The organism is Lactobacillus crispatus (assembly GCF_018987235.1).
GTDB classification, from domain to species: domain Bacteria; phylum Bacillota; class Bacilli; order Lactobacillales; family Lactobacillaceae; genus Lactobacillus; species Lactobacillus crispatus.
Map to the genome: position 1 here is coordinate 442,544 of NZ_CP072197.1, position 13,643 is coordinate 456,186.

Consider the following 13,643-nt stretch of genomic DNA (forward strand, 5'->3'; position numbering starts at 1 on the left):
TAGTTCAAAGAAAGGGATCTGAAATGAAGAATATTCCCGTTGTAATGATTATTTTTGGTGGTAGTGGTGATTTGGCTCACCGCAAGCTTTATCCAGCTTTGTTTAATTTGTATGAACAAGGCTTAATTCACGATAACTTTGCAGTAATTGGAACTGCTCGTCGTCCTTGGTCACATGAGTATTTGCGTGAGCAGGTTAGTGATGCTATTCATGAAACGCACGATACTGTTGATGAAAATGAGTTGAAAGCTTTTGCAAGTCATTTTTATTATCAATCACATGATGTAACTAATGTGGAACACTATGAGATTTTGAAAAACTTGGCACAAGAGCTCGATGATCGTTATAGTGCACAAGGCAATCGTCTCTTCTACATGGCTATGGCACCAAGATTCTTTGGCACAATAGCAACGCATATTAATGACCAAGACTTGACTGGTAGTGGCTTTAATCGAATTGTAGTTGAAAAGCCATTTGGTCATGATTTGGCTTCAGCAGAGGAATTAAATAAGCAAATCACGGCTTCATTTGATGAAAATGATATTTTTAGAATTGACCACTATTTAGGTAAAGAAATGGTTCAAAATATCATGCCAATGCGTTTTACTAACCCAATGGTTCAAAATATTTGGTGCAGCAAGTATATTAAGAATATCCAAGTTACCTTGGCAGAACGTCTTGGCGTGGAAGCACGTGGAGGTTACTATGATACTTCAGGTGCTTTACGTGATATGGTACAAAACCATATTTTTCAAATTATTACTCTGCTAGCAATGCCAGAACCGAAGGATCTTTCTTCTGCTAGTGTTCACCAAGCCAAGCAAGATTTGCTTAAGAGTTTAATTATTCCTACGCCAGATGATGTCAAGAAATACTTTGTTCGTGGTCAATATTTGGGTAGTGATACTACTTTTGCTTATAAGCAAGAGCCAAATGTTGATCCAGAGTCAACTACTGAAACCTTCGTTGCAGGTAAAGTTAAGTTTAATGAGGGACCAATTGCTGGCGTACCAATTTACTTTAGAACGGGTAAGGAATTCAAAGAAAAGAAGAACCGGATTGACATTGTTTTAAAGCATATTAATAATCCATATGGGCAAGCTCATTCTAACAATATTACGATCGTGATTGACCCAACTAGTGAAATTTACTTTACTATTAATGGCAAACGAATTGACCAACCAGGAATTCGCCGTGAAAACTTAACTTATGAATTTTCAAAAGCCGAAATGGCTAAGGTACCTGATGGTTATGAAAGATTGCTTCATGATGTTTTTGTCAATGATTCAACTAACTTTACGCACTGGAGCGAATTGAAGCGTTATTGGGAATTTATCGATGCAGTTGAAGATGCTTGGCAGAAGGAAAATGAAGCAGGCAATCCAGCCATTGCACAATATTTGCCATACAGAATGGGGCCAAAGGAAGCTAATACAATCTTTGAGTCACCAACTGAACATTGGATTTATGAATAAAGAAAATTTATTACCGCAAAATGACATCCATCGTCGGATTATTCATCTGGACATGGATGCTTTTTACGCTTCGGTTGAAATGCAGGAGCATCCCGAATGGAAAAATAAGGCATTGATTGTTGGGCAAGATCCACGACAAAATGGTGGACATGGAGTAGTGGCTACTTGCAATTATGTAGCTCGTAAGTATGGCGTTCATTCAGCTATGGCCGCAATTCAAGCAGTACGTTTGGTTCCTAAGGAGCTAATAGTTTTTACTAGACCACGATTTGATAAATATCGTGCAGTGTCAGCTAAAATCCATTCTTTTATGCATGATGTGACAGATCAGGTTGAATCAGTGGCTTTAGATGAAGCTTATCTAGACGTGACACATCCAAAGATAGAGCAGGAGTCTGCAGTTCAAATTGCTTTAGATTTACAGAAAAGGATTCGGCAAGAAGTAGGCTTAAACTCGTCTTTTGGCGTTTCCTATAATAAGTTTTTAGCTAAAATGGGATCAGAATACGCCAAACCGTTTGGTCGAACCGTAATTTTGCCTAGTGAAGTGCAGAACTTTTTAGCAATGCAAAAGATTGAGAAGTTTCCTGGTATTGGACCGAAGACGCAAGAAGAGCTGCATCAGATGGGTGTTTATACTGGGGCAGATTTACAAAAAGTTGAGGTTTTAACCTTAATTAAAAAATTTAAGAAAATGGGGTATATTTTAGCCCAACATGCACGTGGAATAGATTTAAGACCTGTTGTTACAGACTCAGAGGCTAATCGAAAATCAATTGGCATGGAGCGGACTTACGAGCCTGCAATTTATACTGAGGATGAAGCCCTAACCAATATTCGTAACTATTGCAATCATTTGGAAGCAGCATTAAAAAAACGCAATTTTAAGGCAGGTACTGTTGTTATTAAAGTAAGAAATAATAATTTTGATACGGTAACCAAGAGAAAAAAGTTGAAAACACCTTCTGATAGTCACTTAGATTTTTATGATGTGGCTCGTGACTTGTTCGAAGCAACAAGTTCCTTTTTAGATGATGGAATTCGTTTATTGGGAGTCACTGTAACTGACTTTGAAAAGAAAAAATATCAATCAATCAGTTTGTTCGACTAATAAATAAAGCTATTTTTCTGGTAAACTAGATACAGATATTTTTACAAGATGAGGAGATTAAAAATGAGTAGTTTTGATGACATTTATGAAAAAATCTTGCAATATCCTACAATTATCTTGCACCGCCACACTAGTCCTGATCCAGACGCAATTGGTTCACAAGCTGGTTTAGCTAGAGCATTAATGGAAAAATTCCCGGACAAGCGCATTCTTTGTGCTGGGGAAAACGATGAAGGCGACTTAGCTTGGATTAACCACATGGATCAAGTTAAGGCAACTGATTACGAAGGTGCTTTGGTAATTACTACTGATACCGCTAATACACCAAGAATTTCTAATAAGTTGTATGATAAGGGTGACTTTTTAATTAAGATTGACCACCACCCAGATGTTGATCCATATGCTGATATGAGTTACGTAGATCCAGATGCTCCAGCAGCATGCCAAATCATTGTAGACTTCTTGAATGAAGAGGGCTTTAAGATTACCAAGGAAGTTGCTTCCCCACTTTATGCTGGAATTGTAGGCGATACCGGTCGTTTCATGTATCCAGAAACTTCAGAGCATACTTTTAAGGTGGCTGCTCAATTAGCTTCTACTGGAATTAACATTACTGAAATCGCTCGTAATATTGCTGATGTAACTTTTGATGAGGCAAAATTGCAAGCCTTGGCAATGGACAAGATGGAAATTGATCCCGTTGGTGCAGCTTATACAATTTTGATGCAGTCAGACTTGAAGAAGTTAGGTTTGACTGATGATCAAGCAAATGTTGCTGTATCTACTCCAGGACGTATTAAAGATGTGCTTGCTTGGAATGTTTTTGTTGAAAAACCAGATGGTACTTTCCGCGTACATTACCGTTCAAAGGGCCCTGTAATCAATGAATTAGCTGCTAAGCATGATGGTGGTGGTCATGCATTAGCTAGTGGTGCTAACGCTAAGGATATGGACGAAGTAAAGCAGGTATTTGCGGAAGTCGTTGAAGTAACTAAGAAGTTTAAAGAAGATCATGAATAATATTTTTATAGATTCAAGAATTAAACCAGCTATTCAGGCTGGTTTAAAGAAGATCCATTTTGAAAAGCCAACTAAGGTGCAGGAGAAAGTTATTCCTGCTATGTTGTCTGACTTGAGTGTAGTAGTGCAAGCAGCAACTGGCTCAGGAAAAACGCATGCTTATTTAGTACCAATTTTTAATGAAATTGAAGAAGATAAACGCTATGTTCAAGCAATCGTTACTTTGCCTAGTCGTGAATTAGCCGATCAGCTTTATCAAGTAGCACGGCAGCTCCGTGATGCGGCAGGGATGCATTTTTCAATTGCACATCTTGCGGGCGGAACTGATCGTGAACGTCAATTAGAAAAGTATCAAAATAATACTCCACAATTGGTGATTGCAACTCCAGGACGTTTGTTAGACTTTGTTCAAAAGAAGGTTTTTGCAGTTGATCAAGTAAAAACTTTTGTTATCGACGAAGCTGACATGACCTTGGACATGGGCTTTTTGAACGACATTGATCAAGTTGCTGCTAAATTGCCGAAGGATGTCCAAATTGCTGCCTTTTCAGCAACTATTCCAGTTAAATTGTCTAACTTTTTACGCAAATATATGGCTCATCCTGATGAGATCGTTATTGATAATCCTAGTGTTATTGCGCCAACGATTAAAAACGATTTGCTTGATATTGGCTCAAAGGATCGCAAGAATGTCTTGTACAAATTGTTAACTATGGGACAACCATATTTGGCGTTGGTTTTTGCTAACACTAAGCAAAAGGTTGATGAGTTGACTAATTATTTGCAAGATCAGGGTTTGAAGGTAGCTAAAATTCACGGTGGGGTAACTGAACGTGAAAGAAAGCGTACTCTGCGTCAGGTTGAGCAAGGACAGTATCAATATGTGGTAGCTAGTGACCTAGCTGCTCGTGGCTTAGATATTGATGGTGTTAGTCTGGTTGTCAATTATGAAATACCACGTGATATTGAGTTCGTGATTCACCGGATTGGCCGGACGGGGCGTAATGGCTTATCTGGTCATGCGATAACTTTAATTCGTGAAGAAGAAATGAACCGAATTGAAGAATTGGAAAAGATGGGTGTTCATTTTGACTTCGTTGAAATTAAAAATGGTGAATTAATGCCACGTAAACACTATCGCAGTCGTGAAAATCGTCAAAGCAAGAATCGTAAGCTTGATACCAAGCTGGTGGGTTACGTTAAAAAAGAGAAGAGAAAGCGTAAGCCAGGTTACAAGAAGAAGATTAAGCGTGCGATTCAAGAGGATAATCGTCAAAAACGTAAGTTGGAACAGCGTCATGAGGTTCGTAAGGCAAAACGTTTGAGAAAGCGCAAGCGTGAACAAGGGCTTTGACAGAAGCGGATTTTGTAGTACAATTATTTCAGCTTAAGATATGTTTTTTGATCAATTATTTCAAAGAGAGAGCCAGTTAGATGAGAATGGCTTAATAATAGTCAAAAAATGCTCCTTTAAGTTTCATAATTAAGAATATCAAGAGGTAACAAACACTGTTGCAATCAAGGTGGTACCGCGCGTGGAGCGTCCTTGAAGAAAGCAATAGTGTTTTTTATTTATTTTTAGGGAGATTTATTTTAATGAAGAAACTAAATAGTTCAGAGTTTCGCCAAATGTTTTTAGACTTCTTCAAGGATCATGGTCACATGATTATGCCAAGTGCATCATTAATCCCACAAGATGACCCAACTCTTCTTTGGATTAACTCAGGTGTTGCTACCATGAAGAAGTACTTTGATGGCTCAGTTGTACCAAAGAATCACAGAATTACTTCATCTCAAAAGTCAATCAGAACCAACGATATTGAAAATGTTGGTAAGACTGCACGTCACCAAACTTTCTTTGAAATGCTTGGTAACTTCTCAGTTGGTGACTACTTTAGAGATGAAGCTATTCCTTGGGCATGGGAATTCTTAACTAGTCCTGATTGGCTTGGCTTGCCAAAGGAAAAGCTTTACTGTACTGTTTATCCAAAAGATGAAGACTCATTTAATGTTTGGGTAAAGGCAGGGATGCCAGCTGATCATATTGTTAAGTTGGAAGATAACTTCTGGGATATTGGTGAAGGTCCATGTGGTCCTGATACCGAAATTTTCTACGATCGTGGTCAAGAAAACAACGACGTTGCTGAAGATGATCCAGAAAACTTCCCTGGTGGTGAAAATGCACGTTACCTTGAAATTTGGAACATCGTATTTTCACAATACAACCACTTGCCAAATGGCAAATATGTCGATCAACCACATAAGAACATCGATACTGGTATGGGACTAGAACGTGTTCTTTCAATTTTGCAAGATGCTCCAACAAACTTCGAAACCGACTTGTTCTTGCCAATTATTCACGCCACTGAAGAAATGACTGATGACAAGAAGTACGGCGTTAACAAGGAAGACACTACTGCTTTCAAGATTATCGCTGACCACGTTCGTGCCGTAAGTTTTGCGATTGCTGATGGTGCGCTTCCTTCAAACTCGGGCCGTGGTTATGTTCTTCGTCGTTTGATCCGTCGCGCAGACTTGAATGGTCAACGCTTAGGAATTAAGGGTGCCTTCCTTTACAAGTTGGTTCCAGTTGTTGGAAAAATCATGGAAAGTCACTACCCAGAAGTTATGGATCAACGCGGCTTTATCGAAAACGTTATCCAAAACGAAGAAGAAAGATTTCAATCAACTCTTGATACTGGTTTGACTTTGCTTGACGACTTAATCGACAAGGCAAAGAATTCTAAGGATAAGACCATTTCAGGTAAAGATGCCTTCAAGATGTTTGATACTTACGGCTTCCCATATGAATTGACTTTTGAATCAGCACAAGATGCTGGCCTTAAGGTTGACAAGAAGGGCTTTGACGCAGAAATGGCTGCTCAAAAAGAGCGTGCACGTAAAGCTCGTGGTGACCTTCAATCAATGGGACGTCAAGATGTAACTTTAATGAACATTAAGGATAAGTCAGTCTTTGAACGTGATACTTACGAAGAACCACATGCAAAGCTAGTTGACATTGTTGTTGATGATAAGTTGGTTGATAAGGCCGATGGCGAACATGCTACTTTGGTCTTTGACAAGACTCCATTTTACGCAGAACGTGGTGGTCAAGTTGCTGATCATGGTAAGATTTATAACCAAAATGGCGAATTAGTAGCTGAAGTTACTGACGTCCAACACGCACCTAACGACCAAAACTTACACTTTGTTGACCTTATTTTGCCAGTTGAAAAGGGTCAAGAATACGTATTGAAGTTAGATAAGGAACGTCGTGAAGGGTTACGTCACTCTCACTCAGCAACTCACCTTCTTCACGCTGCTCTTCGTCAAGTCTTAGGTGAACACACTCACCAAGCTGGTTCATTAGTTGATCCTGACTACTTAAGATTTGACTTTACTGCAATGGAACCAATGACCAAGCGTGAGCTTAAGACCGTTGAAGAATTGGTTAACCAAAAGATTTGGGAAGCTATTCAAGTTAAGACTACTATCACTACCCCTGAAGAGGGTGAAAAGATGGGTGCTTTAGCCCTCTTTGATAGCAAGTACGGTGATAAGGTTCGTGTTGTTCAAATGGGTGACTTCTCAAGTGAATTCTGTGGTGGTACTCACGTGGACAATACTAACCAAATTGGAATCTTCAAGATTACTTCAGAATCAGCTGTCGGTGCTGGTATGCGTAGAATTGAAGCTGTAACTTCTAAGAAGGCTTATGAATACTTGGCAAACCGTTCAGACTTACTTGATGATATTCAAGAAGAAGTTAAGGCAACCAAGCCAGATAACATTGTCGATAAGATTGATTCACTTGAAAGTGATTTGCACGATGCTCAAAAGCAAGTTGAAACTTTGAACAAGAAGATCAATGCTGCTAAGGCTGGTCAAATCTTTAATGACGTTAAACAAGCTGGTGACTTGACTGTCATTGCTGCTACTGCAGATGTTAACGGGATGAGTGACTTGCGTGAACTTGCTGATAACTGGAAGAGCGGCAACAAGTCTGATGTTTTAGTTTTAGCTGCTGAAAATGCTGGCAAGGCTAATATGATTATTGCTTTAGGCCAAAAGGCATTAGACAAGGGCCTTAAAGCAGGTAACTTAATCAAGATCGCTGCCCCAATCTTTGGAGGTGGCGGTGGCGGCCGTCCAAACATGGCTCAAGCCGGTGGTAAGAATCCAGCAGGCTTGAATGATGCTATTAAGGCAGTTATTGACGAAATTTCTAAGAACTAAGAATTAATTAATTGTGTTTAAGCTTTTTTTCAAGTAAAATTGTTGACAGGAGGAATAAATATGAGTTCGCTAGATAAGACTATGCATTTTGACTTTAATCAGAACAAAGGAAAAAATGTTTATGATACTCTGCAAGATGTTTACAATGCGCTTGAAGAAAAGGGCTATAATCCTATTAACCAGATTGTAGGTTACTTACTTTCTGGCGATCCTGCTTATATTCCACGGCATAACGATGCCCGTAATTTGATTCTTAAGCACGAACGTGACGAGATTATTGAAGAACTTGTTAAGAGTTATCTTGGTAAGAATAAATAATGCGTTTATTAGGTTTAGATGTAGGTTCTAAAACTGTGGGAGTAGCAATTAGCGATGAGCTAGGAATTACTGCCCAGAAGTTGGAGACTATCCAGATTGATGAAAGCAGATATAACTTTGGTATGCGTCCATTGAAGAAGCTAGTCAGACAATATGAAGTTGACGGTTTCGTATTAGGTTTACCTAAGAATATGGATGGTACTTCTGGTAGTTCCGTAGCTAGAAGTAAGGCATACGGCAAACGACTAGAGGAAAAGTTTGGTTTACCTGTACATTATTCTGATGAGAGATTGACAACAATTGAATCACGACGAGTACTTGTTGAGGATGCAGGGATCCATGATCGCAAGAAGCGTAAACAAGTAATTGATCAGATGGCAGCGGTGCTCATCTTGCAAAATTATTTAGATTTACACCGAAAGGATTAAAATGGCAGCACAAGTTAATGGTGACGATCAAGATCGTCAAATTACTTTGATTGATGATCAAGGTAATGAAGAATTGTATGAGATATTATTTACTTTTCATTCAGATGACTATGACAAATCTTACGTGCTTCTTTATCCAGCCGCTGTTGGCGATGATGAAGATATTGAGGTGCAAGCTTTCAGTTATGATGCCGATGATGCCGGCGATGTAACAAGTAGCGATTTGCATGAGATTGAATCTGATGATGAGTGGGACATGGTCCAGGGAGTTTTAAATACTTTCTTAGATGATGACCGCTTGAGTGGTAAATAATAAAAAGAGGACTGGCTGTGGCTGGTCCTTTTTGTTAGTTTTAGAAAAAAGATAAAAATGAACAAGAAAATATTAGAGATTTTAGAATTTGGCGAAATTACTAAGCGCTTGAGTAAATTAGCGATTACTGGTCCCGCTAAAAAAGAAGCGGAGGAATTATTACCTAGTGGTGATTTTGAACAAGTACAAAATGAGTTAAAGCAGACTTTAGCTTTGACTAATTTGCTACGAATTAAGGGACAACTTCCTTTAACGGACTTTCAGGACGTACGTCCAAGTACTAAACGTTTAAGCGTGAAAGCTAATTTAAATGCTAAGGAATTAGGTAATTTATTATTAGTATTAAGTTTAGCTCATGAAATTAATGACTTTTTGGCAGAAATAGATCCAAACAAACTGGATTTAACTGCAATTGATGAAATTTTAGATCAATTAGATGTGCCGGATCTTTTATTTAGAGAATTAAAGAAATCAGTTGATTATGATGGTGAGGTATTAGATACAGCCTCACATGAACTAGCTCGTTTGCGTCATGATATACGTTCTAATGAAGAGGAAATTAAGAATAAGATGGATGCTTATACTAAGGGCAATAGTAGTAAGTATTTATCTGAGCAAATTGTGACTATTCGTGATGACCGCTATGTTATTCCAGTTAAGCAAGAATATCGGGCAAAATTTGGTGGGGTAGTTCATGATCAAAGTGCCAGTGGTCAAACACTGTTTATAGAGCCGGAAGCCGTTTTAAACCTTAATAACCGCCAACAGAATTTAATTGCTCAAGAAAAACAAGAAATTCGTAATATTTTGAAGCACTTATCTAATTTGGCTCGTGAAGAAATTACTAGTTTGAATAATATTGCGGCTGCATTAACTGAACTAGATTTCTTGCAGGCTAAAGCCAAGTTAGCAAAAGAAATGAAGGCAAGTGAGCCTCGTCTGACACAAGACCATTCTTTGAACTTATTAAAAGCGCGTCACCCATTGATTGACCCAGAAAAGGTAGTACCTAATGACATTCGTTTAGGTGGTGAATTTGATACTATGCTGATCACGGGGCCTAACACCGGTGGTAAGACAATTACCTTAAAAACAGCAGGATTGCTTCAATTGATGGCACAGTCTGGATTATTTATCCCGGCTGAAGAAGGTAGCAAGGTTGGCGTCTTTAAGCAAGTTTATGCTGATATTGGCGATGAACAGTCAATTGAACAATCGTTAAGTACTTTTTCATCACATATCAATGATATTATTGCGATCATGAAGAATGTTGATTCTGAGACCTTAGTTTTAATTGATGAAATTGGTGCAGGGACTGATCCAGAAGAGGGTGCTAGTTTGGCAATTAGTATCTTAGACTTTTTGCGTAAAAAAGATGCTAAGATCATGGTGACAACGCACTATCCTGAATTGAAGCTTTATGGTTATAATCGGCCACGGACGACTAATGCCTCAATGGAATTTGACTTAAAGACCTTGTCGCCAACTTATCATTTGCAGATTGGTATTCCTGGTCATAGTAATGCCTTTGCCATTGCCCGCAAGCTAGGGATGCGTGAAGATGTTGTCAAAAATGCCCAGAACTTAATGTCAGATGAAGATTCTGATATTAATAAGATGATCACCAAGTTGAATACGCAAACCAAGGCAGCTGCTGTGGCTCGCAATCGTCTGCAAACCAGTTTGGATCGGAGCCAAAAATTGGAGCAAAAGTTGCAACAAGCACTTGATTGGTATAACCAACGTGTACAAAAACAGCTTGATTTTGCACAAGAGCGAGCTAATGAAGTTGTTGCCAAACGCCGTAAAAAAGCTGATGAGATTATTGCCCAACTTGAAAAACAAAAGAACATGGGCGTCAAGGAAAATAAGATTATTGAAGCTAAAGGCGAACTCAACAGTTTAGAGCGTCAGGCTAATAATTTGGCTCATAATAAGGTCTTACAGCGTGAAAAACGTCGTCACCATGTAAGTGTAGGCGATCGAGTAAAGGTCCTCTCATATGGTCAGACAGGTACGATTACTAAGAAATTATCTGAACATGAATATGAGGTTCAGATGGGAATTATCAAAGTTAAGGTTAGTGATCGCGATATTGAGAGAATTGAAAAGGGCGAAAGTACTAAGCCTAGACAAACTGTTAGAGCAACCAGTGCGGTTAGAAGAAGTAATGCTCATAGCGAGCTGGATTTGCGAGGTCAACGCTATGATGAAGCAATGACTAATTTGGATCGATATATTGATTCTGTTTTACTGGCAGGACTTGATACGGTTACGATTATTCACGGTATTGGTACTGGTGCGATTAGAAAAGGTGTTTGGCAATATCTCCGCAGCAGCAATCATGTAAAGAACTTTAATTATGCACCAGCTAATGAAGGTGGCAATGGTGCAACAATTGTACAATTAAAGTAAGCGTCTTACTTGCAAAAAGTAAGTATAATAGAATATACTTATAATATAAATAAATGAATTGAAAAAATGTGAGGTAATAATTATGGTTGAAGCAATTAATGATCAAAATTTTGAAGAAGAAACTAAGAATGGTGTAGCATTAGTAGACTTTTGGGCAACTTGGTGTGGTCCATGTAAGATGCAATCACCAGTAATTGATCAATTATCTGAAGAACGTCAAGACGTTAACTTCTACAAGATGGATGTTGACCAAAATCAAGATACAGCTAAGAATTTGGGTATTATGGCTATTCCTACTTTAATCGTAAAGAAGGATGGCAATATTGTAGACCGAATTACTGGTTACACTCCAAAAGAAAAGTTAAACCAAATTTTGGATCAATATACTGATTAATTTAAAAATCAAAAAAAGCTTGAGACGATGTTGCCTCAAGCTTTTTTGATATATCACTTATTTTGATTTACTTGCTTTTTTAGCAAGTCACGAATTTCTTCTAAATAGTCGGCCTCAGTTGGACCAGCTTCTTTTTCTTTCTTGGGCATTACTCTATTTAAAGCCTTGATCATTAAAAATACCACAAATGAAATGATCAAGAAGTTAATGACAGAATTGATGAAGCTGCCATATTTAAATGTAGCATCCCCAACCTTAAAAACGAGGTTAGAAAAATCAATTTTGCCGGCAAAGATCCCAAGTAGGGGGTTGATCAAGTTTTTTACTAAAGATTGTACGATAGCAGTGAAGGCAGCACCAATGATTACACCAACTGCCATGTCCATTACATTGCCACGTGAAATAAACTCTTTAAATTCTTTAATCATGCTCTACTCCTATATCTAATATATATATACGCGTGGTGCTAGTTAAATCGTTCTAGACAATAAGCCAAATTATAAGCTAAAATTGCAATTTCCAACCGGCTTTGAAAGCCTATCAGACTACGTGCTCGATTGTTCTCGGCATTGTAATAGGTCAGAAGCGAAAAGTCGCTTTCAATTGTTCTGCGAATAGCCATCAATTGATGATCATTGTGCTTTTTAGCTCCTGTCATATTTTTACGATATGGTGTCCAAAGTTCATAACCCATTTGTTTTAGCTGTTGATGCAGTTCTTTGCCTAAATAGCCTTCGTCGCCAAGAAGATAGTAATTAGATGGATGTGCATTTTCCATCAGTTCAACTGTCTCCTTGGCATCATGAACTGATGCTTTTGTTACGACATAATCAAGAATGTAACCGTCATCGCTAACAATGGCATGAACTTTGAAACCATAGAAGTAAATTTTCTTGGTGGCCTTATAACCAATGTTGGCATAACCGCGAAAAATTTTAGCACGATAGTTGCGAATTGGTTGGCAAACAGGTACCGGAAAGCTGTCAATGATCAAGAAATGTCCATTCAGGTCAACCTTTTTATTCATTTCTTGCCGTATCTGATAAATCAATTGCAATAGCTGACGTGAACGCCGATTAAAACGTGAGTGTGATAAACAATTGAAACATTCACAGAATCTTCTTTGTGATTCAATTCCTGTCTTAGCTTGCCAGATAAGTAAAGCCAAAATCAGACTGTCCGTAGTTTTAATTTGATCAATATTTCGCCGATGAGTAAACTCAGCCGGTGCATACAAACGATACCAGTGCCGACAAATTATCACTAAATCTTTAAAACTAACTTGTAAATGGTGGCTAAAACGCTTAAGCTTAAGGCAGTTCAATCAGATCAGACTCTTTTCTATTATTACTATTTACAAGTCGAGTCTAACAAGATTGGACTTTTTTATTAACTAAAACGATTTAACTAGCACCACGCGTATATATATATAAATGCGATTTTAACTAAAGTATATATGAGTGGTTATTTATAGTCTATCAATTTGCTTTTAACCGAAGCGAGCGATAAATTGAACTTTCTTTTCTTTATCTAAAATATTAATTTCACATTCGGTGGTTCGACCAGTTGATTTTTGAAATGCTTCCGCGATCATTCCGCCTTCAAGGGAGAATTCCTTGCTGGCGCTATTCAAACGATCAGTGACAGTTTGGCCACTTAATTCGTAAGTAGTAAATGATCGTCTTTCTTTAACTTTTTCTAGCTTACCAAATTCAGCCATGTTGAAGAATTCAACTAAATCATCATAATCACTTAAATCATATTTTCGCGCGATTCTCTTGCCAGCCCAATAAAGAATTGAGGCGTCATCATCGCCTAAAATAGTTGGCAAAAGGAAATCGCGGTAAAGTTGGTTAATAAAATATACGTGCTCGTTTGTGTTTTCTGTGTTTTCTGTGTTTTCTGTCATAAACTTGTTCATCCCTTTTATTCT

General features: G+C 38.2%; 13 protein-coding genes. 10 read left to right on the forward strand and 3 right to left on the reverse strand.

All coding sequences use genetic code 11. The features are described 5' to 3' along the window. Positions 1 to 23: 23 nt before the first annotated feature. From zwf to trxA, 10 genes are all read left to right on the forward strand, one after another. Positions 24 to 1,475: a glucose-6-phosphate dehydrogenase gene (zwf, locus tag J6L97_RS02240; RefSeq protein WP_023488879.1), complete on the forward strand. Its 1,452-nt coding sequence runs from the start codon at positions 24 to 26 to the stop codon at positions 1,473 to 1,475. Next, complete coding sequence (gene dinB / locus J6L97_RS02245) at positions 1,468 to 2,586, forward strand: DNA polymerase IV (protein WP_173636644.1); 1,119 nt, start codon at positions 1,468 to 1,470, stop codon at positions 2,584 to 2,586. The genes zwf and dinB overlap by 8 nt, the downstream gene beginning before the upstream one ends. A 63-nt stretch (positions 2,587 to 2,649) precedes the next feature. Beyond that, positions 2,650 to 3,606 carry a DHH family phosphoesterase gene (locus J6L97_RS02250; RefSeq protein ID WP_054832807.1) on the forward strand — a complete coding sequence of 319 codons (957 nt, stop codon included), beginning with the start codon at positions 2,650 to 2,652 and terminating at the stop codon, positions 3,604 to 3,606. Continuing rightward, positions 3,599 to 4,960, forward strand: a complete 1,362-nt coding sequence (locus J6L97_RS02255) for a DEAD/DEAH box helicase (RefSeq protein ID WP_057726651.1) — start codon at positions 3,599 to 3,601, stop codon at positions 4,958 to 4,960. The genes J6L97_RS02250 and J6L97_RS02255 overlap by 8 nt, the downstream gene beginning before the upstream one ends. A 242-nt stretch (positions 4,961 to 5,202) precedes the next feature. Then, positions 5,203 to 7,842, forward strand: a complete 2,640-nt coding sequence (gene alaS, locus J6L97_RS02260; RefSeq protein WP_057726650.1) for an alanine--tRNA ligase — start codon at positions 5,203 to 5,205, stop codon at positions 7,840 to 7,842. A gap of 60 nt (positions 7,843 to 7,902) precedes the next feature. Next, positions 7,903 to 8,160, forward strand: coding sequence for an IreB family regulatory phosphoprotein (locus tag J6L97_RS02265; protein WP_003549189.1), 258 nt, complete (start codon positions 7,903 to 7,905; stop codon positions 8,158 to 8,160). Further along, positions 8,160 to 8,588, forward strand: coding sequence for a Holliday junction resolvase RuvX (gene ruvX, locus J6L97_RS02270; RefSeq protein WP_005720532.1), 429 nt, complete (start codon positions 8,160 to 8,162; stop codon positions 8,586 to 8,588). The genes J6L97_RS02265 and ruvX overlap by 1 nt, the downstream gene beginning before the upstream one ends. Position 8,589: 1 nt before the next feature. After that, positions 8,590 to 8,901 carry a DUF1292 domain-containing protein gene (locus J6L97_RS02275; RefSeq protein WP_005720531.1) on the forward strand — a complete coding sequence of 104 codons (312 nt, stop codon included), beginning with the start codon at positions 8,590 to 8,592 and terminating at the stop codon, positions 8,899 to 8,901. A 57-nt stretch (positions 8,902 to 8,958) separates the two neighbouring features. Continuing rightward, positions 8,959 to 11,316 (forward strand): endonuclease MutS2, encoded by a 2,358-nt coding sequence (locus tag J6L97_RS02280; RefSeq protein WP_057726649.1) that lies wholly within the window; start codon positions 8,959 to 8,961, stop codon positions 11,314 to 11,316. Between the two features lie 82 nt (positions 11,317 to 11,398). Beyond that, a complete protein-coding gene (gene trxA / locus J6L97_RS02285; RefSeq protein ID WP_005720529.1) occupies positions 11,399 to 11,710 on the forward strand; it encodes a thioredoxin in 312 nt (103 codons plus the stop codon). A 53-nt stretch (positions 11,711 to 11,763) separates the two neighbouring features. Here the strand turns inward: trxA and mscL are convergent, their stop codons facing one another. From mscL to J6L97_RS02300, 3 genes are all read right to left on the reverse strand, one after another. Next, entirely contained in the window at positions 11,764 to 12,138 is a 375-nt protein-coding gene (gene mscL, locus J6L97_RS02290; RefSeq protein ID WP_005720528.1) for a large-conductance mechanosensitive channel protein MscL, read from the reverse strand. A gap of 38 nt (positions 12,139 to 12,176) precedes the next feature. After that, the gene (locus tag J6L97_RS02295; RefSeq protein ID WP_118992340.1) at positions 12,177 to 13,034 is read right to left on the reverse strand and encodes an IS982 family transposase; all 858 of its coding nucleotides are present in this window, start codon (positions 13,032 to 13,034) and stop codon (positions 12,177 to 12,179) included. 165 nt (positions 13,035 to 13,199) lie between these two features. Beyond that, complete coding sequence (locus J6L97_RS02300; RefSeq protein WP_054833039.1) at positions 13,200 to 13,631, reverse strand: YslB family protein; 432 nt, start codon at positions 13,629 to 13,631, stop codon at positions 13,200 to 13,202. Between the last annotated feature and the right edge of the window lie 12 nt (positions 13,632 to 13,643).

Coding starts and splice junctions, on each gene's coding strand:
- zwf (WP_023488879.1), top strand. CDS start 24: ATGAAGAATATTCCCGTTGTAATGATTATTTTTGGTGGTAGTGGTGAT.
- dinB (WP_173636644.1), top strand. CDS start 1,468: ATGAATAAAGAAAATTTATTACCGCAAAATGACATCCATCGTCGGATT.
- J6L97_RS02250 (WP_054832807.1), top strand. CDS start 2,650: ATGAGTAGTTTTGATGACATTTATGAAAAAATCTTGCAATATCCTACA.
- J6L97_RS02255 (WP_057726651.1), top strand. CDS start 3,599: ATGAATAATATTTTTATAGATTCAAGAATTAAACCAGCTATTCAGGCT.
- alaS (WP_057726650.1), top strand. CDS start 5,203: ATGAAGAAACTAAATAGTTCAGAGTTTCGCCAAATGTTTTTAGACTTC.
- J6L97_RS02265 (WP_003549189.1), top strand. CDS start 7,903: ATGAGTTCGCTAGATAAGACTATGCATTTTGACTTTAATCAGAACAAA.
- ruvX (WP_005720532.1), top strand. CDS start 8,160: ATGCGTTTATTAGGTTTAGATGTAGGTTCTAAAACTGTGGGAGTAGCA.
- J6L97_RS02275 (WP_005720531.1), top strand. CDS start 8,590: ATGGCAGCACAAGTTAATGGTGACGATCAAGATCGTCAAATTACTTTG.
- J6L97_RS02280 (WP_057726649.1), top strand. CDS start 8,959: ATGAACAAGAAAATATTAGAGATTTTAGAATTTGGCGAAATTACTAAG.
- trxA (WP_005720529.1), top strand. CDS start 11,399: ATGGTTGAAGCAATTAATGATCAAAATTTTGAAGAAGAAACTAAGAAT.
- mscL (WP_005720528.1), bottom strand. CDS start 12,138: ATGATTAAAGAATTTAAAGAGTTTATTTCACGTGGCAATGTAATGGAC.
- J6L97_RS02300 (WP_054833039.1), bottom strand. CDS start 13,631: ATGAACAAGTTTATGACAGAAAACACAGAAAACACAGAAAACACAAAC.